The sequence below is a fragment of the Pedobacter sp. B4-66 genome (genome assembly GCF_018492665.1).
Classification (GTDB): Bacteria; Bacteroidota; Bacteroidia; order Sphingobacteriales; family Sphingobacteriaceae; genus Pedobacter.
Genome location: NZ_JAFVME010000003.1, coordinates 560,417 through 582,094, shown reverse-complemented (window position 1 = coordinate 582,094; position 21,678 = coordinate 560,417). Strand labels below are relative to the sequence as shown.

Sequence of the window (21,678 nt, the reverse complement as noted above, 5' to 3'; positions counted from 1 at the left end):
ATTTTGTTAAAGCGATCGTCCTAAATTTATTTCAGGACGATCGCTTTATAATTTATCACTTCCTATCAGAAATTAGTATTCACAATTAACTGACTTCTGGTTGCATCCACAAAATCCATTGGAACAACACCATAATGTCCGTGAGTGTTATTTGTGAAAAACGTATTTATCTTCGGATTTACAGAATTAGAAACCGTAGTAATACTTGGAATGCCAAAAATAAGCGCTTTATAACCACTAGTATAATTCAAATATAACCTGTTAGAAGTATCATTATTAGCCTCATTAAAAAGCGTTTCAATGTTCGACCATTTTGTATTTACATTACTCACATTGTAATAATCCTGAACTTTCAAATTAGCTGCCGAATTATTGATGTTAAAAGTAGTGTTGTCGGCCCAGTTAGTAGCATCAATACCTTTTGTAGTTCCTGCTCCAAATCGTCTTAATAACTTGATCTTTCCTCTTACAGATCCTAAAGTAGGAACTCCATCTCCCAAATCCCATTTAGTAGGATTTTGACTTACGTAAGAATCAAATGTTTGTTCGAAACTACGGGTGTTATTAGTAGCATCATACTCTTCCTTTACACTCATGATAATTGTTTCTGTAGGATTGCTGTTTAAGAAACCGATGCATGCATTTAATACATCTGTAAAATTCAAATTTTGATAAATTGAACCATGATGAATGGCAAAAGAATCACCAATGTGTCTGCATCTGATATCTAAATATCTTACGCCCGCAGTAAGTTGATCAGCAATGCTTAAATTCTGACATTTAGCAGTACCGGCAACAGGTTCTGTTCTTGCCCCTGAATCATGGGTTCCAGGGATGGAGATTTGAGCAACGTTAGTGGCATCCGGTAGAGAGCCCATCCAATTACTCATGGTGTAAGTTAACACGAGTGCCGGCGCAACCGATTTTTCTTGCATCTTTTTAGATTGCAATACTTGTTGCTCTTGCTTTTTGCACGACGTGAGCGCAAGGATTCCCGCAATGATTAACGGGAATTGAAGTTTAAAATTTCTCATACTTGAGGTTTTTAGGGATTTAATTTGGTTTATTTATTATATACAATATAAGGAAAAATCAGATTCACAAAAAGGCATACAATTATTTGATAAATTAAAAGATTTACCCGTATTTGTATAAGTAATTAGGTGTTCCAATTTAAACCATATGCGCTCTAAATTTTTACTTACGGTAGTCCTTGCAATGGGTTGTTATTCTGTGTTTTCGCAACAGAAAATAGCAGATAATATGTATTTTAAAAAGCTGCCAAATGGACTCGAAATAGTGGTTGTAGTAGATAACACTGTTCCTCTTGCTACAATTGAAATGGCATGTAGAAATGGCTCGTTTACAGAGTCTGATGATTATAATGGCCTAAGCCACCTTTACGAGCACTTGTTTTTTAAAGCCAATAAAGATTATCCAAATTTTGAAAGCTTTAACAAAAGGAGTAATGAGTTGGAAATCACCTCTAATGCTACTACCAAGGAAGAGGTCGTAAACTACTTTTTTACGCTGCCTACTGCCAACTTAAAACCGGGCTTAAAATTTATGAACTCCGCTATTCGCAACCCCATATTCACTAAAGAAGATATGGTATTGGAAAATGAAATTGTAAATGCCGAATTTACCAGGCATGAGTCTAGTCCGCTTTATGAGCTAATAGATGCTGATAAAAGACACATGTGGGGTGCTAATTATTCGAGAAAGAATGTAATTGGAAACCATGATATCATTTTATCGGCCACGCCATCTAAAATGGATTCTATAAAAAATAAATATTACTGGCCAAACAACTCTGTTCTGGTAATTGCAGGTGATGTAAAAGCTGATGAGGCTTTTAGTGCTGCCGAAGATATATTTGGAAGTTGGAAGGCATCACCATTTGATCCTTTTAAAAAGTGGCCGATTCCAGAGGTTAAACCACTTGCCAAAAATGATTATTACATCATAGAATCTAATAAAATGCCGATTCCTTATATGCTTTTTAGTTGGCATGGACCAGATACGAGAAACGATATTCCTGGCACTTATGCCGCCGATGTATTTTCGTTTATCGTAAATCAAAATGGTTCGAAACTTATGAAATCGTTGATTAATTCTGGATTGGCGCAAATGGCCAGCGTAAACTATTATACACAGAAATATACAGGGCCAATTAGTTTTATGGTAAGCCCGAATCCTACAAAAATTAAAGAGTGCTATGAAGAGGTATTAAAACAAATTGCTTTATGGGATGAAGATGATTATCTATCAGATGTTCAGATAGAACGCGCAAAGCGATTACTTTCAATATCTCAGGTTGAACGTAGAGAGGTAACTTCAGATTATGCGCATTTACTTTCCTTTTGGTGGGCATCGGCTTCGATAGATTATTATACTCACTATGAAGAAAATCTTAATAAAATAACCAGGGCAGATTTACTTAATTATGTTAGAAAATATATCAAGGGAAAGCCTTTTTGTGCAGGTATGATTATCAATAAAAGCATTGTCGACAACGTAAAACCTCAAGAATTCTTCAAATAAACTTCTAAACTGATGAAATCATATATATTAACCCTCGCCTTTGCTTTGATCCTTGTCTCTGCAAAATCTCAAACTAAGGCTGTATCGTTTGATGTGAATGGACTTAAAGTGATTTTAAGACCAACGCAAAAGGAAACAGTCAGTATGAGTATGTTTTTTAGAGGTGGGGTTATGAACTATCAACCGGAGCAGGCTGGGATAGAAAACCTTGCTTTAATGGCCGCGGCATCATGCGGAACAAAGAACTATAGTGTAAATGATTATAAAGAATTAGCTGATGAATATGGGATAAAAATAGGAGGGTCGTCTAAAACTGATTACGGAATTATTAGTATGGAGTGCATTTCTAAATATTTTGATCAGGGATGGAAATTATTTTCAGATGCTGTAGGTAACCCCGCTTTTGATAAAACAGAATTTCAGTCAACCAGAGAAAAAGTTATCTCTGGCATTTATCAAAATCATGCATCTCCAGAATCAAGGATTCAGCAAATGTCAATGGAAGCTATGTTTAGTGGCAGCCAGTATAGTACAGATCCTATTGGTAAAGAAAAAACAGTGAGTGGATTTACAGCAGACAGTATTTCTAATTACTATCATAATCAGCTTTTAAATAAAAACAGAATGTTTTTAGTAGTAGCAGGTAAAATCACCAAGGAGGAGCTTGAAAAGAAGGTGAATGAGGCTTTCAAGGGGATTCCGGTTAAGGCTTATACAGTACCAGTGTACAATCCGAAAATGCTTACGGGCGAAAAATTGTATACTGAGCAACGTGATCTGGCCACAAACTATATAAGCGGCATCATGAATGCTCCAACAATGAGTGATCCCGATTATGCTCCTTTTTTACTGGTAATAAATGCTTTAAGCGGTAATTTACACTATGAATTACGCGTAAAACAAGGACTTTCATATGCTCCTGGTGCAACTATTGAAATGCAACAAATACCTTTTACTTCAATGTATGTGAGTACAACGCAGCCCAAAAAATCTTTTCAAGCCATGGTTGCAGTTTTTAACAGCATCCGTAGTGGTCGTTATAGCCAGACGTTTCTTGACGGAGTTAAAAAGGATCATCGATTAAGGTATTATAGGCATCAGGAAAGTTCAAGCGCTATTGTTGATGATCTAGGAGAGGCTGAGGTACTTGGGGGGTATAAAATGGAAGAAGATATGCTTACGAATATTAATAAAGTTACTTTGGAGGATATGGGTAGGGCATTTAATAAATTTGCAAAAGGAGCAATTTGGCTATACCTGGGAGATGAACAATTGGGGAAACTTGCTTTCCAGTAGTTCTTACATCAATTTAAAACCCAAGATTCTAATTTAAATTTTAGCCACTGTTTTGCCTAGATACCAACATATATAACTAAAAAATGGTGCTGCAACAACATCAGCAGTGTAATGTACATGCTGAACAAGTAATAGTATACCAACAATCCCTGCCGCGATAAATGCAATAGCTTTATCTCTTTTACTTTGCATACACATCCCCCCAACAATTAAAGTAGCTGTATGGCCCGAAAAGAATAAATCTTTAGTAATCACGTTTGATCTATAGAAAAGAATAGAGCATGGGTCTGCCAGCTCAATAATCCCTGTAGGAGCATTTAGAGGTACCAGGGTAATAGATAAAATACGAGCTATACATAGAAATACGAATGTCCATAGCGCGGTTAAACAGATTAACGTGTTTCTTGACATTCTGATCAAAAACAGGATTATTAAGGCATAAAGTATAATAAATATATACAGCGAAACATCAACTGGCGGTATTCTCTTTAATAACCAATCATTTAATACGGTACCTTCCCTTGCTTCAATATGGTGAAAAAACTGTGGTATAAATAACAGTATTGCAATAAGTATAATTGTCCCTAATATAAGTTTTAACCTAAATGGTGGGTAATCCCAAGCAATTTGCCAGGAGAATTGTTTAGAATGCATTAGTTAATCTAAGTTTTGTTATTCTAATAATTGTAAAAAAGTATGTCTCAATTGCCCCCTAACATTGTCGCGCCCTACCTCTTTAATAGTTAGATTATAGCGGTAAGTTAGTAATGTTAAACATACTCAGTAAAAGTCAGAATTTATATTCCGATTACACTAAATTAACATTAAAAAATTTAAATAGAAATGTCATGGAAATTAAAACAACTAGTGAAAGGATGTATGCTCTTCTTGTGTTATTTGATATGCATACCGGTTTTTATTCGAAAGCTATTTCTGGAATCTCTAGCAGAGATGCACATAATAGATTAAATACTAAGGCTAATCATGTTTCCTGGCTTGCAGGAAGCCTTGTTGAACAACGATATGATTTAGCGAATATGTTGGGCGTCGGTGGTAAACAGGCAGCGCATGAATTGTTTGAAAATCATCAGGGAATAATTGAGAATGTTACTTATCCTTCGCTTGAAGAGTTTAAAAAGGATTGGGATCACATAAGTCCATTATTAAGAACTGCACTAATCAATGTAACAGACGAAAAATTAAATGAGCAGATCGATATGGGGCCAGTAAAAATGACAAGTTATGAAATGATAGCTTTCATTATTTATCGTGAAGCAAATTGCATCGGACAGATCGCATTGTGGCGTAGGTTATTAGGTTATGAAGCAATAAAATATGACTAGAAAAAATATTATAAATTAAGCAAATTTATACCAATGAGATAGGTTTTCGACAGAAAATTTCAGTACTTCTTTAAAACAACAAAAGCCGGAGTTGAACCTCGGCTTTTGTTGTTTTCATAGGAGATGATTTTACAATTTACTGGAGAGCGTGATTGATATCTTTGTAATAAGATGAACTTCAATTTTAAGTACCGGTAACAAAGTACTAAAGAGGCCGGTACAAGTGCCTTATTCTTTAATCAAATCGCTACTACAAACATAAGCAGGCAATATTTTTATTACAACTGTGTAAATACGCAGGTAGGTTTTGCAATATGATATAAGTAAGTATATTTACAGTAACCCAAATGTATTATGAAGAAAATCCTTTCTATAGATGGCGGTGGGATAAGAGGAATTATTCCAGGGATGCTTTTAGTAGCGCTCGAGGAAAAGTTAAAAAAGGAAAGTAAGAACCCAGATGCAGCTATTGTTGATTATTTTGATTTTTTTGCCGGAACGAGTACAGGAGGTATTTTAACCTGCCTGTTACTATGTCCGTCCGAAGAAAATCCAACCCGGCCAAGATTTTCGGCTAAGGAGGCACTCGATCTTTATCTGGAGCACGGTAACGAGATTTTTAAAATGAGTTTCTTTAAACGCTTGAGAGCGAAGTTTGGCTTAGCGGGTGAACGCTACAATAGTCGCATCTTTGAGGGGGTGTTGAAGAAGTATTTCGGTGAAACTAAGCTTAGTCAGCTTATTAAGCCATGCATCATAAGTGCTTATAATATTGAACTTCGCAAAACACATTTTTTTAGACAACAAAATGCAATAGTGCGTGGCGATGTAAGGGACTTTTATTTAAAAGATGTGTGTAGGGCTACATCAGCTGCACCAACTTATTTTAGTGTTGCTGAGATACATTCATTGGCAAATGTTAGGTACCCATTACTTGATGGGGGCGTATTTGCTACAAATCCTGCGTTGAGTGGCTTAATAGAAGTGACAAAAGCATTTAATCAGACAAGGATAAACGACATTTATCTATGTTCTTTAGGTACCGGTCGTTCTAAAAGGTCTTATGATTACGATCACTTTAAAAAGAGTAGCGCGATGGCTATTGTGCCTGCTTTAATTGATATTATGATGAGTGGCGTTGCAGAAACCAGTGATTTCTTTTTGCAGCAACTTTTTCACTCAGTAGGGAAGGAGAAGAATTATGTACGTATTGAACCAAATAGTTTGGAGAGTATTAAAGAAGGGTTAGATGCGGCTAGTCCAACAAATATTGAGAAATTGGTGGCTCTAGGAGATAAAACCGTAAGTGAAAATGAAAGTCTGTTAAACCTGATAGCTAAATTCCTGGTTGAGGAGGAAAAACGATCTTCAAATAAAATGCCTTGGGATTTTTTAAAGGTTGCACGCTAATTCCCAATAGAACATTTATTAGGGAGTAGTTATTTTACAGGCCTGATAGAAACAGAATACAAATAAAATAAATGCTAAAACTTTTAAGACACTAATAGCATACTTGGTTACAGATGATTTTTTTGTTTTTTTGAGATACATGGCATTAGGGTTTATTAATTGCTTTTTTATTGATACCAAAATTAATAGGGAATTGGAATGATTACAACTGTGAAAATACGCAGTTATTAAAATAAGTATTGTAAAAACACGTCTGGCAATTAATTAGATGCATTTTTATATCTTATATTGCATGATGGTATTTTTGTGAAATAACATCACAATTAATAGAAGTTATGCTAAACAACAAAACCAGATTGCTCTGGCTTTGTTGCTTGTTAATTAAACTTTAGGGATTTTTGGTTCTTTATATTACTGGATAATTTTTCCGTCTTTGTCAATCTTCAATGAACCTGTTTCTGCTTCTTTTTTAACATCAACTTGATAGTATGTCGATTTATCTTGTTTTGTTACAAGAAAAGCTGCTGTTGGAGTCCAAGCTTTAACTGCATCAGATTGTAGTGTTTTTTGAACTGGCTCAGGAAGATCTTTTAATTCAATCGGAGTTTTCGTAACACTATCTTGTTGAACAGCAACTCTAACTGGGTTTTTAATGTCGCTTGCTTTTACTGTAGTTAATCCTGCTAATGCTAAAAATGCTGCTGATAAGATGATCTTTTTCATAATACTTATTTTAAAATTTCAGTTAAAAATTCTTGTTAGTTATGTCTAGACTAGGCTACATAATAATGCCTAAATCTTATGTTTATGGCATTAGGTTGATTTTTAGATAGTTACTGGTTTTTGTATGTGTTGAACTTGTGGAGAAACTCCACAGATTGGTGAGATCAGAAACAAAAAAGTGGTAATGACGTTATACTACTATAGCACACGTCCTGATCTCGAACAAACAGATTTAAAATACGGGTATAAAGAGTACTTTAACAGAATGCATCGTTGATAAATAGAAAAGGCCGTATCATGTTTAAATGATACGGCCTTTTCAAAGTTAAAGAGTAGCGATTATTGCATATCTCTTTGTACTTTACGTGCGGTACCTTTTCCTGGTAAGTAAATTTGGAAACCTACCCCAAGACCAAGATTATGCGCATAGGCACTACTGCCAAAACCTACAACACCATTGTATTTAAGTAATGCTTCCAAACCGATGCTAGGCGTTACAAAGTAAGTCCAGCCCGGTCCGAAACTAAAACCTAAGCCGTTAGTAGAGCCACCAACTGAAGGATTTACACCTGAAATACCAACTGTAGCTTCGCCAAAGAACCTTGAGTTTTTAACCACTTCATTGGCTCCGGTAGCACCATAGTAACGACCAAGAGCACCAACGCCGTAGCTGATATCAGTACCTGCACCTTTAGCGGTTGCAAGACCAAATGAAACATCACCACCTAATGCCAAACCATCTTGTACAAACCATGCTGCTTTAGGATTTATTTTTAAACTGAATACATTTGGTTTATCCAATCCGAAAGAAATGTTTGAGAGGTTAGCACCCATCATTACATTACCTTTTTGTATCTGTGCATTTGCTCCAAATAACACCGTGATACCTAAAATAAGAGTTAAAGTTAATTTTTTCATAGCTAGATTTTTTAATTATATAATAAGTTAACAAATCCGGATGTTTTTTGTTTGAAAAATGGAAATACGGACTTAAAATATTAAAAACTAGTTAGGTTAGCTTAATCAAATAGTTGAAGTTGGTAGGGGTCTCCTAAACGGGGATGAAGCTGGATTTCATTGAAATTGGAAAGAGATATTCCAAGTAGTCTAACCTTTTTTTCTACTAAATCAATATTCTCTAAAAGCTGTTTGGCAGTGTCTATAATTATCTGGTAATCAGAAACAGGATGTGGGAATGATTGATTTCGGGTGATTTGTTTAAAGTCGCTGTATTTTAATTTAAGTGTAATTGTTCGTCCCTTTAGCTGATGTTTATTTAAGCGAATAGCTACTTTATCTGCCAGTTTGCTTAATTCGGTATGCATTTCCTCTACAGTAATTAAATCATGCTCAAAAGTATCTTCCGCTGCCAGAGATTTAGTTTGCCGTTCAGATTGTACAGCCCGGTTATCAATACCTCTAACAATTGTATAATAGAATTTGCCTGCTTTGCCGAAATATCTAACAAGGTCTTGTTCAGTGAGTCTTTTAAGATCAGCACCCGTATGAAGCTGCATGCTTTTCATTTTCTTGGCAGTTACTTTACCAACACCAAAAAAGCGCTCTACCGGAAGTTTTTCCATAAAGCTTTCAATCTTTGAGGGGCCGATAAATGTTAAACCATCAGGTTTATTCATGTCTGAAGCAATTTTAGCAACAAACTTACCTGAGGAAACACCAGCAGATGCAGTTAAATTAAGTTCATCCTTTATGGCTTGTTTAATCTGTTTGGCAATTTCAAGCGCCGACCCTATATTCAATTTATCTTGTGTTACATCAAGATAAGCTTCATCAAGTGATAAAGGCTCGATAAGATCGGTGTATCGACTAAAGATTTCTCTAATACGTACTGAAACGGCTTTGTAAGCTTCAAATCGTGGTCTGATAAATATAATTTCAGGACATAGTTGAAGCGCTTGTCTCGAAGGCATTGCTGATTTAACACCAAATTTGCGTGCTTCATAGCTTGCCGTTGCTACAACACCCCGACCATCAGGGGAGCCACCAACAGCAATTGGTTTACCCATAAATTCGGGGAAATCACGCTGTTCAACTGATGCATAAAATGCATCCATATCAATATGGATAATTTTTCTGATCACAGTTTAAATTTAGGCATAACATTTACAAATGTATTTCAACTGGTAAACAATAACATAGTTTATGTGTTTTTAAATAAAAATAAAGACATTATTATGGAGAAGGACTTGAACCCACATGAATTTACGATTGAGATTAGCGGCGAGCCAAGTGCTATTCGTATTGAAATGCCAAAAGAAGGGGACTATATCGTATATATTAATGGCGAAAGAACAGGGCATATCTATTGTATTAAGGGAAGCAGTTCAGTACAATGGAAAACTACAGATCATATAAGTCAGGAATTGGTTGATGAAATAGGAATGCATATTGTAGCTTTGGAAAGTAAAAGCTAAACTAATGCAATCAATAAAAGAAATTAAATGGGGTATTATAGGTTGTGGTGATGTAACTGAAGTGAAAAGCGGCCCTGCCTTTAATAAAGTGCCAAATTCATCAATTGTAGCAGTAATGCGACGAGATGCGGCGAAAGCTAAGGATTATGCGTTAAGACATGGAGTTCCTAAATGGTATGACGACGCAGAAAAATTAATTAACGATCCTGATGTCAACGCTATTTATATAGCAACACCTCCTTTACAGCATGAAGAGTATACATTGCTCTCATTAGCAGCAGGTAAGTCTGTTTATGTAGAGAAGCCTATGACTTTAAATGCTGAATCGGCCTTAAGGATGCAGAACGCATCACTAAAGTATAAGGTTAAATTAAGTGTAGCGCATTATCGGAGGGCACAGCCAATGTTTTTAAAGGTTAAGGAGCTATTGGATAAGAGAGTAATCGGAGAGGTTCGATTTGTACAATTGCAAATGCTACAATCTCCTGCTCATAATTTAATAGCTAGTACGGGAAACAATTGGCGACTAGATCCATCCATTTCCGGAGGTGGGTTATTTCATGATCTGGCACCACATCAATTAGACTTAATGATTTATTACTTTGGACAAGTAAGCAGTTCTTCAGGGATTTCAATAAATCAATCTGGAGAATATCCGGCAGACGATCTTGTTGTTGGGCAAATTTTATTCGAAAGCGGAGTGGTATTTAATGGAACATGGTGCTTTACTGTATCAGAAAATGATAAAAAGGATATTTGTGAAATAACCGGTTCTGCCGGAACAATTAGCTTCCCAATATTCGGAAATAAGATATCAATAAAAAAAGATGGGTACGAAGAAGAATTTGTTTTTGAACCCTTAAAGCATGTTCAGCAACCAATGATAGATAAAGTTACCGCCTATTTTTTGGATCAAGGAGATAACCCATGCTCTTCAGAACAAGCAATATTATCTATGCAGCTAATGGATAGCTTTACAAAAAAGGGGTAACTTATTGTAAGCTAATTTGTTTAGTAATACTGATCAATTTAGCTAAAAAAATTGAAATTATTATTTAATAAAAACTAATATTATTAGTATTATTGTGCGTTAATAAAATGTATTATGGTACTAATTAATGATATCTTTTTTGGTAAAGTTGAGCTTCCAGGAATATTTGATGATTTAATTAACTCCTCCTGGGTTAAGAGACTTGGCCGTATTCACCAAAGTGGCGCTATTTTTCTGGTTAATCCAGATATCTGCCATACAAGGCTTGAACATTCAATAGGAGTGATGTTGTTGATCAGACAGCTTGGAGGATCTGAAATTGAGCAGGTCTCTGGTTTGTTGCACGATATATCGCATACTGCATTTTCGCATGTAGGCGATTACGTATTCGACAATACTGAAGAAAACTATCATGAACAGATTTTTGAGGAGGTATTGAAATCATCTGATATTCCCGAAATCCTGTCTTGGCATGGCTATCATGTTGATGAAGTTGTTAAAGGAGTTTTTAATATTCTGGAACAGCCAATGCCTAAGCTTTGCGCAGATCGCTTGGATTACACTTTGAGAGACTCTTATCATGCCGGTCTAGTTTCAAGAAAAGATGTTAAGGATTTCATTAGCAGCCTTACTGTTGAAAACGGAGTTATTGTAGTTGAAAATGCCGAAAAAGCTGAATGGATCAATAATTTGTACAAGAAGCTAATTGAGGAAGTCTTTAATTTTCCTTTGCATGTTTATGCAAATAGAAAGCTTACAGAGCTAATTAAAGTTGGTCTACAACGAAATGAGTTGGTTCATAGTGATCTTTTTAAAGATGATACTTATTTGCTTAATAAGATCAGAAGCACTACTGCCGGCTATGAGGGCATTAAAGCAATCAAACAACAAAGGGGCTTTGATGTGTTTGTTAAAAAGGGGATGGGTTTAAAGATGAAGAACCGTCAGTTAAATGCTTTAATTTAGTTCTTAGAGAACCTTAATCCCCTTGTGTGTCTTAACTATGTTTAGTGGTGTCCTGCGTCTTCAGTATTTCTCTGTTTGCGAAAAGTTAAATAGAATGCTGTAACTGCAATAATCACAGCTAAAGTTACTAATACAATTGTTATTTGAAGACCGTGTGCTGACTGATGTTGTTCCATGATATTAAATTTTTGATGAAGGTAAAAATAAAATAATAGTTTAGGGAAAAAAAAAGCAAAAACCCGGTTGCATTGAAGCAAACTGGGTTTTTACTATTCAAAATAAAGGTGTCTTATTTTGTTTTCTTATTTTCATTTGGCTTGATATCGGGTTTTACATCTCCTTGCGATGGAATAATGTTTTTTATTTCTGGTTTGTTTTTCTCCGGTTCCGTAGCTTTTTCTTCGCTCGTTAATTTAACATTAGAGGGCTTTGCTAATGTCTGATTCGTTCTGGAAGCTTGTGGTTTATTTGCTGGTACACCACCTGTAAAGATAATATCTCTAATGTTTCCCGTGGTATTTTGCTTTGAATTATCGGATTGAATACTGCTTTTCTGTATTGCCGATGGGCCATATTTTAAACCAGGTACTCGGTTGTTAATGTATTGTTTTCCAGTGCTTTCTTTGGTGTTTGGTTCTTGTGAAAATGAGGTTTTTGCATTTAGAATTAATGCGAAAATTGCTATTGTTTTATATATCGTTTTCATATATTCTATTTTACTATGTTGAATACTATTTAATACTAACCAAAACTTTGATTTTTCCTACGTTTTCCGTTGTATAAGGTTCCAGCGCTTTACCGATTACCTGTCCGATTTTGACTTTGTCAGGATCTGCTTTCATGGCAACACCAGAGGTAGAAGATGTAACCAGAAGATCACCTCTGGAAATTACGCCACCTTCAAGACAAACTTTGGTCGGAATTACACCAATAACTCCCATTGGGACTTGTCCACTCAAATCTGTGTCAATGCTTTCTTCTGTTAGTAATACCCCAGGTTTTGTGGCATAAACACCAGCAACCAAGGTGGAATAGGCTTTGTTTGATTTTTCTACAGTCCTGTCTTTATCTACTGAAATGATTAGAATATCTCCAGGCTCATATTTTGATATGTGATCAGTAACCTCAAAAGCTTCAGCGATATCTGCCCCGCTATTTTGTGTCCCTCCATTGAAAAAACCTCTTCCTGCTTTATTGATACGTGCTACATTTGCACTTGCATTTTGGTAAACTGCAATATCTCCTGACGGACCTTGATGGTTAATCAACAAGGCATTTCCGGTTCCCAGAGTAGTAACATGTACTACTGGTTGTGAGTTTGCATTATTAAAATTAGCAAATCTACCAGCCTTTCCTGTGCCAAAATTGGGTATAAATCCTGATATTGCATTTCCATTTCCATCGGCTGAGGCTTCAACTCCATCGCCATTACCACCTGCATTTGCAGTTATGCCGTTACCATTTCCTTCCGTTAGCGCGACAACTGCCGGGCCATTACCGGCAGTGTTGGAAGCATGAAATAATCCAGCGTATCCGCCCGTTCCAGAAGATATTCCGTAAACGCCTGCTGTTCCAAAGTCTGCAAACATAGAATTAACTTCACCTTTAATAGCAGGAGATGTACCGGTAGTGCGGTCTACTAAAAAATTACCGGCAGTACCATTTCCGATTGTTCTAACTGTTATTGCATCATTTGTATTGTTTTCATTATATATTTCAAAGCGGCCTGCTCGCCCTTGTGAAAATGAAGGTACCCATGCATAAAGCGCATTTCCCGAACCATCTACATTTGTTTCTACACCGTTACCACCTTTTCCTGCGTTTGCAGTAATTGCGTTACCATTGCCATCAGTAAGTGCTACTAATGCTTGTCCGTTACCTGCAGGATTAGACGCATAAAACAAACCGGCCCGACCACCAGTACCGGAAGAAACGCCGAAAATACCGGCAGCTCCAAAATTTCCGAAGATAGTATTTACTTCGGCACGTACCGCAGCACCAACACTATTTGCATTTTTCAAATTAAAAGATGCTGCGTTGCCTAAAGTGTTATTCGGAATATTTCCATTCGAGTTACTAACTACTTCCAGAATATTCGCTTCAGTATTGTTTTGATTAGAGTTTTCAAATTTACCAGCCATACCCGTACTGTTATTTAAACCCACCTGTCCTAACACCCCAACACCTGTATTAGCAGTATTGGTGGCGATAAAACCTCTTACTCCATAACCACCACCGTCATTACGACCAACAACAGCCCCTGCAATATCGCTTGTTGTGCGGCCTACTATGGCTTCTCCTGCGCCTTTGTTATCTCCAACAATACCTGCAGATGTTTGTTGTGAGGTAATTCCATGTATTCCAAAACCAGATCCAGTACTACTATAGACACCGGCTCCAGATCCTGTGGAAGTTACACTTATAACGGTTCCATTACCCACAGTAGAAGCATTTAATACAGAATTATGATTGGCATTATTAAAAATTGACATAGTTGCTGCCACTCCGTTATTGCTTGTTGCTGTAAGACCAATTCCAGAAGTACTGTTAGCATATACCCCGGTTCCTGAGCCGGATGAATTTCCATATACACCAAGGCCATTAGGGGTTGTACCGTATACACCCCAGCCAGATCCAGCCTGAGATCCCCATACGCCAATTCCTAAACCACCTGTTCCATTATTGATGCCGCGTACTGCACTAGAAAATCCCCCAGGAGCAGAGCTAGTAACAATACCTTTTATTGCTGTTACACTACTGGTTGAAGTTCCATTTGTGCCTTCAATTGAAGTTCCATCTCCTGAATTATTTACAGAAAATAATGGAGTTGCATTGTTTTCATTTGCATTAAAAGGTAAAACGAAGCCACCACCGCTAATTGCTGCTGGTGCCCAAGATACACCATTGAATTTTAATACATCATTTAATACTGGTGCTGTCGGGTCAATGGATTTGGATTGTAGCGCCACTACAACCGGATTAGGGTAAGTACCTGAAAGATCACCACCTGCAGCTATCCCACTAATATTACCGGGAATACCTTGTGGTCCAGCGGGACCAATCGGGCCAACAGCACCTGGATCGCCCATAGCACCTGCAGGCCCAACATCGCCCTTGTCACCTTTTATACCTTGAATACCCTGTAGCCCGGTAAGGCCAATTGGCCCAATTGCACCTGGGTTACCTGTGGCACCTGCAGGTCCTACATCACCTTTGTCGCCTTTTGGTCCAGTTAACCCAGTTAGTCCAGTTGCACCGACTGCACCTGCAGGCCCAACATTTCCCATATCACCTTTGTCGCCCTTGTCACCTTTGAGTCCTGGGATACCTTGAATGCCTTGTAGCCCGGTAAGGCCAATTGGCCCAATTGCACCTGGGTTACCTGTGGCACCTGCAGGTCCTACATCACCTTTGTCGCCTTTTGGTCCAGTTAACCCAGTTAGTCCAGTTGCACCGACTGCACCTGCAGGCCCAACATTTCCCATATCACCTTTGTCGCCCTTGTCACCTTTTATTCCTGGGATACCTTGAATGCCTTGTAGCCCGGTAAGGCCAATTGGTCCAATTGCACCTGGGTTACCAGTAGCTCCTGCAGGCCCTACATCACCTTTGTCGCCTTTTGGTCCAGTTAACCCAGTGAGTCCGGTTGCACCGACTGCACCTGCAGGCCCAACATTTCCCATATCACCTTTGTCGCCCTTGTCACCTTTTATTCCTGGGATACCTTGAATGCCTTGTAGCCCGGTAAGGCCAATTGGTCCAATTGCACCTGGGTTACCAGTAGCTCCTGCAGGCCCTACATCACCTTTGTCGCCTTTTGGTCCAGTTAACCCAGTGAGTCCGGTTGCACCGACTGCACCTGCAGGCCCAACATTTCCCATATCACCTTTGTCGCCCTTGTCACCTTTTATTCCTGGGATACCTTGAATGCCTTGTAGCCCGGTAAGGCCAATTGGTCCAATTGCACCTGGGTTACCAGTAGCTCCTGCAGGCCCTACATCACCTTTGTCGCCTTTTGGTCCAGTTAACCCAGTGAGTCCGGTTGCACCGACTGCACCTGCAGGCCCAACATTTCCCATATCACCTTTGTCGCCCTTGTCACCTTTTATTCCTGGGATACCTTGAATGCCTTGTAGCCCGGTAAGGCCAATTGGTCCAATTGCACCTGGGTTACCAGTAGCACCTGCAGGCCCTATATCACCTTTAGCTCCTTTTGGTCCAGTTAACCCGGTTAGTCCGGTTGCACCGACTGCACCTGCAGGGCCAATATTTCCAATATCGCCTTTGTCGCCCTTGTCACCTTTTATTCCTGGGATACCTTGTAGCCCGGTAAGGCCAATCGGTCCAATTGCACCTGGGTTACCAGTAGCACCTGCAGGCCCTATATCACCTTTAGCTCCTTTTGGTCCAGTTAACCCGGTTAGTCCGGTTGCACCGACTGCACCTGCAGGGCCAATATTTCCAATATCGCCTTTGTCGCCCTTGTCACCTTTTATTCCTGGGATACCTTGTAGCCCGGTAAGGCCAATCGGTCCAATTGCACCTGGGTTACCAGTAGCACCTGCAGGCCCTATATCACCTTTAGCTCCTTTTGGTCCAGTTAACCCGGTTAGTCCGGTTGCACCGACTGCACCTGCAGGGCCAATATTTCCAATATCGCCTTTGTCACCCTTGTCACCTTTTATTCCTGGGATACCTTGTAGCCCAGTGAGGCCAATTGGTCCAATTGCACCTGGGTTACCAGTAGCACCTGCTGGTCCTACATCACCTTTAGCACCTTTTGGTCCAGTTACTCCAGTTGCACCGACTGCACCTGCAGGGCCAATATTTCCAATATCGCCTTTGTCTCCCTTGTCACCTTTTATTCCTGGGATACCTTGTAGCCCAGTGAGGCCAATTGGTCCAATTGCACCTGGGTTACCAGTAGCACCTGCTGGTCCTACATCACCTTTAGCACCTTTTGGTCCAGTTAATCCAGTTGCACCGACTGCACCTGCAGGGCCAACATTTCCAATATCACCTTTGTCGCCCTTGTCACCTTTTATACCTTGCACTCCAGCAGGACCTGCAGGGCCGGGATTACCTGATGCAGCATATAGTGCATAAGGAACACTCATTAATTGAGTGCTACCAAGTGCAGTGTATGAACCTCCTCCAATAGCTAGTTCAACTTTAGCAAATTGGTTTGCGTTATGCCATGGTATGGAAGCAAATGTACCAGTTCCAGGAGTTCCTTTACCTATTTGCAAAGAAAATAGCCCCAGTTGATTTGTATTTACAGAATGCTCTTCCATATATTGAACAGCGCCATTTGCTGAGCCTCCCAAAATGGAGATTTTAACCTTTACAGCTTGATTTGAAAAGACTGTACCATTGGTATTTCTGGCAACAGCCTGATAGTTTATCCCTTTAAAACCATCTTGAGCGACGGCCCATTGCAGTCCTGAAAAAAGAATAAATACTATAGCAAAAAATGTACTTCTCATAATGTATGATTTTTAAGTGCGTTTTGTTTTTTAAGTGGTTAGATTTTCTTATAATGATGTTAATTCCATGATGTTTTACCTGCTCCCGGAGTAAAGCTGAGTGTGAATCTCATGGAATTCCTGAGCACATAACGATTCTCAGTTGGGGATATATAACTTACATCTATCCTGATTGGATTGATGTTTAGACCTAGTCCGGCTGCAATATGCTGCCTGTTGCCTTTCTCGGGATTTTCGTAGAAATATCCTGTCCTGATAAAAAAGCGGTTGTAGTAAGAAAACTCCAAACCTCCGGCAATTGTAAATTCCGAAAGCTCTTCCTTAAAACCACCTGGAGCGTCAAATAAAGACGTAAATAAAGCGCTGGTAACACTTCTGTTTGGGTCTTTACCTTTTTCTATTTCCCGGTTAAAATTGCCATCAGTATCTTTTTTGTACCTGGGTGGGGTAGGGATCATCAATTTGTTAATATCCAATAAAAGTGTAAGCCTGCTTTCTGGAGCTGCATAAAAGTTGTAGCCTGCACCAATCCTTAAATTGGTAGGTAAAAAGGAGGCTTGGTTATCGGAATATTTAAGCTTACTACCAAGGTTGCTTAAGTTTATTCCCCAGTTAAAACTTCTGGAGTACTGGCCGTCTTGCAACTCCCTATTTGAGTAAATGGATATATCGGCAGCAAATGCATCTGTCGGATTAAGTTCAATATTGTTATAAGTTCCCTTTCCTATATCGCTTCTAAAATATCTCGCTGTTAAGGCCATTCCAAAAGTTTCACCAAATTTGCGAGCATAGCTGGCATCGATACTAAATTCGTTGGCCTTATACTGATTTATTAGCCCACCTGCATCATCTCTAAATGAAATCGATCCTAAGTCGAGGTATTTTATAGATATACCAATTGCTTCTCTGTCATTCAATTTTCTGTATGCAGAAATGTAACCTAAATGAGAATCTTTACTTACCTGTCTCATCCATGAGGTATAGGATGCGCTGATGCTTGTCGGTTCTCCAAAAGTGATCTTAGCAGGGTTGATGTATAATGCATTTGCATCTACGTTTAAACCTGTACCTGCTTCTGCTACACTTGAATTTCTGGCATCAGCACTTAGCATTAGGAAAGCAGCACCACTTTGAACTACTCTGTTGTCTTGCTGGGAAAAAACGTTTTGGCAATAACATGCGAAGAAGCCCCACAGGCTTACTGTGAGGTAAATGTTTGTTTTCATAAGCTTATTGTATAACCAGTTTCTCAGAATAGGTTCTTCTGCTGGCTTTGATAACCACATAGTACAGGCCAGAAGGATAACCACTTAAAGGCAAAATGTAATTTGCCTTACCTGCTAACATTTTTAAAGAGATGTTTCTGACTGTTTGTCCGGCATTATTTACCAGTTGGATGTTTACCAAGTCGTCATTTATCAGATCAAATTCAAGTTTAGTTTGACTGCTTGCCGGATTAGGGTAAACAATAAAACCTGTAATTAAGGGAGCTTCTATAGGTGGTGTACTACTATTAAGCTCAGGTTGTTGAAAGCCTTGGGTTACCAAGAGGGGTGAGTTCTCTATGGCGGTTATTAAAGTTTCGCCAATAGTGTACTGGAAAATAGTATTATTTATGGTAGCAGAGCTCCCACCGCTAGCTACAACGGAACGTGGTAGTTCTACCTGTTGGGCGTTGGCTACGGCAGTAATACCGAACATACTAATAATTGGTAAATATCTTTTTTTCATTGAAAACGTTGGTTAATTAGTTGTTTAGGTTATTAGGAATAAATAGGTTATGGATTGTTAAAAATATATATATTAATGTTAATTTTTTTTACGACATATTAAATTTTTGACCAATATAGAAATAAAATGACATTTCTTTGAAAAAAAAGAAACCCGGTTACGCTTGTGCAACCGGGTTTAGATAACCGTAAATTAATGAAAGTGAAATTAGTCTTCTTTAATAGCAGTAATAGGGCTCATTCTGGCTGCCCTAAGTGCTTGATAAAACACCGTAACAAGGGAAATTACCAAAGCGGTAAATCCTGCGGCTACAAAAAACCAGAGTTTCAAATCTATTCTGTAGGCAAAAGTATTCAACCAGTATTGTGTAAGCACATAACTTAGTGGTAAAGCTATTAGTATAGCAGCGATTACAGGTTTTGTGAAATCTCTCGACAAGGTGTAAATTACATTATAATTGCTGGCACCTAATATTTTTCTGATACCGATTTCCTTTAACCTTCTTTCGGCTGTAAATGTAGCCAGACCAAATAGCCCCAAACATGAAATTACAACAGCCAGGATAGCAAAGTATCTTGAAAGTAACGCGACCCTGTTTTCGGCAACATACTGAGCCTGAAAATCCTGATCAAGAAATTTAAAGTCCAAAGTAAAACCTGGATTGTATGTAGCATTGAACTTTTTAAGCTCTTCAATAACTTCTTTTTCTCGTCCATGCGCAACCTTTACCATGATTCTGTTTGTGTGTTCGGGCTTATACCTTAAGTACATTGGCCTTACGGGCTGGTGCATTGATTCAAAATGAAAATCCTTTATTACACCAATGATTTCAAAGTCGCTGCCCCATAATTTAAATATTTTGCCGACAGGATTTTTCAGTCGCATTGCTTTTATGCCAGCTTCATTGATCATAATTTTTGAAGTATCGGAACCGAACTTTTTAGAAAAGCTGCGGCCGGTAGCCATTTCCATTCCAACGGTTTCAATAAAGCCAGCATTTACATCCCCATTTTGAAATTTAATGTTCTCCTTAGGATCACGACCTTCCCAACTGAACTCTCCGAAAGTATAATTCAAATCGCCAAGTAATTCCCTGTTTATACTGGATGCATTAAGCACACCAGGTATTTCTTTAATTTTTTCGATAGAAAAGTCTGCTCTGTTTTGAAGCTTTCCTTCCGTTTCAAAATACAATACATTGTCCTTTTTAAAACCGGGGTTTGAAGTTTGGACGTATTCAATTTGTTTGTAAATCACAAATACGGCAACAATAAGGACAACTGAAAGGGTAAACTGAAACACAACAAGCCCCTGTCGTGTCCATAATGCAGACGAGCTGAGGTTGAGTCTTCCTTTTAGGGCGGCAGATGGTTTTAGTCCTGAAAGGTATAATGCCGGATAACTACCCGAGATAAGGCCTGTAAAAACAGTGATCCCCAATAAGGCAGCAATAAGCGTAGTATCATAATGCAGTGTTACCTGTTTGCCTATAATCTGGTTAAACTGTGGTAGCAGCAGCTCAACAACAAGAAGCGAGATGAACAATGCCATAAAAGTGAGTAACATGGATTCGGCCATGTATTGCAGTATAAGTGTACCGCGCTGTGCACCCATTACTTTTTTTATACCTACTTCCTTTAGTCTCCTGGAGGCTTTTGCGGTAGAGAGGTTCATGAAATTGATGCAGGCAATAACCAGAATAAAGACAGCGATGAGCGAAAATAATTTTATGTAATCTATCCTGCCACCTACAAGAACCCCGTTTTCGTAATTGCTGTACAAATAACTATCGGCATATGGCCTGATAAATAATTCGCGGTTTTTCTCATCTTTATTATTTTGTTTTATAAAATCACGAATCTTTTTATTGAATAGGTTAGGATCGGCATCCTTTTTTAAGGTTATAAATGTATTTGGCCCAACATTACGCCAATTTGTAAAGTTAGAGCCGGGGCTCATAATTGCATCAAGCGAAACTAAAAAGTCGAACTGAGTTGAAGATGTAGCAGGTAAATCTTTAAAAACGCCGGATATTAAAACCGGATTTTCTTTATTGACCTCTATATTACTCCAGGCCATTTCCTTTCCAACAACATCAGTTGTTTGGAATAATTTCTTGGCCAGGCTTTCTGAAATGACGATTGTGTTTTTCTCTTTCAGCACTTGATCTGCACTGCCTGTAACAAGCGGAAAGGAAAATACCTTAAAGAAGTCAGGACCGGCAAATCTGCCTGCGGCTTTAATGGCTGGTTGACCATTTATGGTAACCTTGCTTTTTGCCAGCCAGTAATCTGGTGATACTGTAACCGCGTTTTCTACTTCCGGCATTTCCTTTGCCAAAGCTTCTGCTAAAGGTCCGGATGTGCCATCTATAGTATTGATCCCATCCGAAGTACGTTGGTTCTCCATAGCCTGGTAAATGTTTTTAGTATGAAACTTATCCATACTCATTTCAGAATTTACCCATAGGTAGATAAACAGGGCACAGGAGAGTCCGGTACTTAGCCCAATGAGATTAATAAAGAAAGAACTTTTATATTTTTTAAAGTTTCTGAAGATCAGTAGCAGATGGTGTTTAAACATGGCTTGGTAGTTTCGACAGTTAATTCAATTGGTATGCCATTCCGAAAATATAATCTAATATACTAAAGGACAGTTAAACAGTAGTGTTTACTGTTCGAATATGAACAGTGTATGTTCACATACGAACAAGAAAGAGATTAACCTCAAAATATAATTAGTATTAAAACAGG

Annotated in this window: 17 protein-coding genes; 7 read left to right on the top strand and 10 right to left on the bottom strand. The window is 38.4% G+C overall.

Features of this window, described 5'->3' with window-relative positions:
• Positions 1 to 65 precede the first annotated feature (65 nt).
• A complete protein-coding gene (locus J1905_RS07075) occupies positions 66 to 1,034 on the bottom strand; it encodes a phosphatidylinositol-specific phospholipase C (RefSeq protein WP_214226577.1) in 969 nt (322 codons plus the stop codon).
• Between the two features lie 148 nt (positions 1,035 to 1,182).
• Between J1905_RS07075 and J1905_RS07070 the strand changes: the two genes are divergently transcribed.
• Positions 1,183 to 2,544: a M16 family metallopeptidase gene (locus tag J1905_RS07070; RefSeq protein WP_214226576.1), complete on the top strand. Its 1,362-nt coding sequence runs from the start codon at positions 1,183 to 1,185 to the stop codon at positions 2,542 to 2,544.
• 12 nt (positions 2,545 to 2,556) lie between these two features.
• Positions 2,557 to 3,840 carry a M16 family metallopeptidase gene (locus J1905_RS07065; protein WP_214226575.1) on the top strand — a complete coding sequence of 428 codons (1,284 nt, stop codon included), beginning with the start codon at positions 2,557 to 2,559 and terminating at the stop codon, positions 3,838 to 3,840.
• Positions 3,841 to 3,873: 33 nt separating this feature from the next.
• Here J1905_RS07065 and J1905_RS07060 read toward each other — a convergent pair whose 3' ends face one another.
• Positions 3,874 to 4,494, bottom strand: a complete 621-nt coding sequence (locus tag J1905_RS07060) for a phosphatase PAP2-related protein (RefSeq protein WP_214226574.1) — start codon at positions 4,492 to 4,494, stop codon at positions 3,874 to 3,876.
• Positions 4,495 to 4,688: 194 nt separating this feature from the next.
• Here J1905_RS07060 and J1905_RS07055 point away from each other — a divergent pair, with 194 nt between their 5' ends.
• Both J1905_RS07055 and J1905_RS07050 read left to right on the top strand, forming a co-directional pair.
• Complete coding sequence (locus J1905_RS07055) at positions 4,689 to 5,183, top strand: DinB family protein (RefSeq protein WP_214226573.1); 495 nt, start codon at positions 4,689 to 4,691, stop codon at positions 5,181 to 5,183.
• Between the two features lie 354 nt (positions 5,184 to 5,537).
• Positions 5,538 to 6,593, top strand: a complete 1,056-nt coding sequence (locus J1905_RS07050; protein ID WP_214226572.1) for a patatin-like phospholipase family protein — start codon at positions 5,538 to 5,540, stop codon at positions 6,591 to 6,593.
• A 411-nt stretch (positions 6,594 to 7,004) separates the two neighbouring features.
• Here J1905_RS07050 and J1905_RS07045 read toward each other — a convergent pair whose 3' ends face one another.
• The 3 genes from J1905_RS07045 to dinB form a co-directional block, all read right to left on the bottom strand.
• The gene (locus tag J1905_RS07045; RefSeq protein WP_173089564.1) at positions 7,005 to 7,316 is read right to left on the bottom strand and encodes a hypothetical protein; all 312 of its coding nucleotides are present in this window, start codon (positions 7,314 to 7,316) and stop codon (positions 7,005 to 7,007) included.
• A 339-nt stretch (positions 7,317 to 7,655) separates the two neighbouring features.
• Positions 7,656 to 8,234 (bottom strand): hypothetical protein, encoded by a 579-nt coding sequence (locus J1905_RS07040; protein ID WP_214226571.1) that lies wholly within the window; start codon positions 8,232 to 8,234, stop codon positions 7,656 to 7,658.
• 101 nt (positions 8,235 to 8,335) lie between these two features.
• Positions 8,336 to 9,391, bottom strand: a complete 1,056-nt coding sequence (gene dinB, locus J1905_RS07035) for a DNA polymerase IV (protein WP_250318041.1) — start codon at positions 9,389 to 9,391, stop codon at positions 8,336 to 8,338.
• 6 nt (positions 9,392 to 9,397) lie between these two features.
• Here dinB and J1905_RS07030 point away from each other — a divergent pair, with 6 nt between their 5' ends.
• The 3 genes from J1905_RS07030 to J1905_RS07020 all read left to right on the top strand — a co-directional run bounded on the left by J1905_RS07030 (position 9,398) and on the right by J1905_RS07020 (position 11,708).
• On the top strand, positions 9,398 to 9,751 hold the full coding sequence (locus tag J1905_RS07030; protein WP_214226570.1) for a hypothetical protein: 354 nt from the start codon (positions 9,398 to 9,400) through the stop codon (positions 9,749 to 9,751).
• Between the two features lie 4 nt (positions 9,752 to 9,755).
• Positions 9,756 to 10,742: a Gfo/Idh/MocA family protein gene (locus J1905_RS07025; RefSeq protein ID WP_250318027.1), complete on the top strand. Its 987-nt coding sequence runs from the start codon at positions 9,756 to 9,758 to the stop codon at positions 10,740 to 10,742.
• Between the two features lie 114 nt (positions 10,743 to 10,856).
• Positions 10,857 to 11,708, top strand: a complete 852-nt coding sequence (locus J1905_RS07020) for an HD domain-containing protein (RefSeq protein WP_214226569.1) — start codon at positions 10,857 to 10,859, stop codon at positions 11,706 to 11,708.
• Between the two features lie 289 nt (positions 11,709 to 11,997).
• Here J1905_RS07020 and J1905_RS07015 read toward each other — a convergent pair whose 3' ends face one another.
• The 5 genes from J1905_RS07015 to J1905_RS06995 form a co-directional block, all read right to left on the bottom strand.
• The gene (locus J1905_RS07015; protein WP_214226568.1) at positions 11,998 to 12,414 is read right to left on the bottom strand and encodes a hypothetical protein; all 417 of its coding nucleotides are present in this window, start codon (positions 12,412 to 12,414) and stop codon (positions 11,998 to 12,000) included.
• Between the two features lie 25 nt (positions 12,415 to 12,439).
• The gene (locus J1905_RS23705) at positions 12,440 to 17,194 is read right to left on the bottom strand and encodes a collagen-like domain-containing protein (protein WP_214226567.1); all 4,755 of its coding nucleotides are present in this window, start codon (positions 17,192 to 17,194) and stop codon (positions 12,440 to 12,442) included.
• Positions 17,195 to 17,253: 59 nt separating this feature from the next.
• Positions 17,254 to 18,420 carry a type IX secretion system outer membrane channel protein PorV gene (gene porV / locus J1905_RS07005; protein ID WP_214226566.1) on the bottom strand — a complete coding sequence of 389 codons (1,167 nt, stop codon included), beginning with the start codon at positions 18,418 to 18,420 and terminating at the stop codon, positions 17,254 to 17,256.
• Between the two features lie 4 nt (positions 18,421 to 18,424).
• The gene (locus tag J1905_RS07000) at positions 18,425 to 18,925 is read right to left on the bottom strand and encodes a T9SS type A sorting domain-containing protein (protein WP_214226565.1); all 501 of its coding nucleotides are present in this window, start codon (positions 18,923 to 18,925) and stop codon (positions 18,425 to 18,427) included.
• 207 nt (positions 18,926 to 19,132) lie between these two features.
• Positions 19,133 to 21,508 (bottom strand): ABC transporter permease, encoded by a 2,376-nt coding sequence (locus tag J1905_RS06995; RefSeq protein WP_214226564.1) that lies wholly within the window; start codon positions 21,506 to 21,508, stop codon positions 19,133 to 19,135.
• Between the last annotated feature and the right edge of the window lie 170 nt (positions 21,509 to 21,678).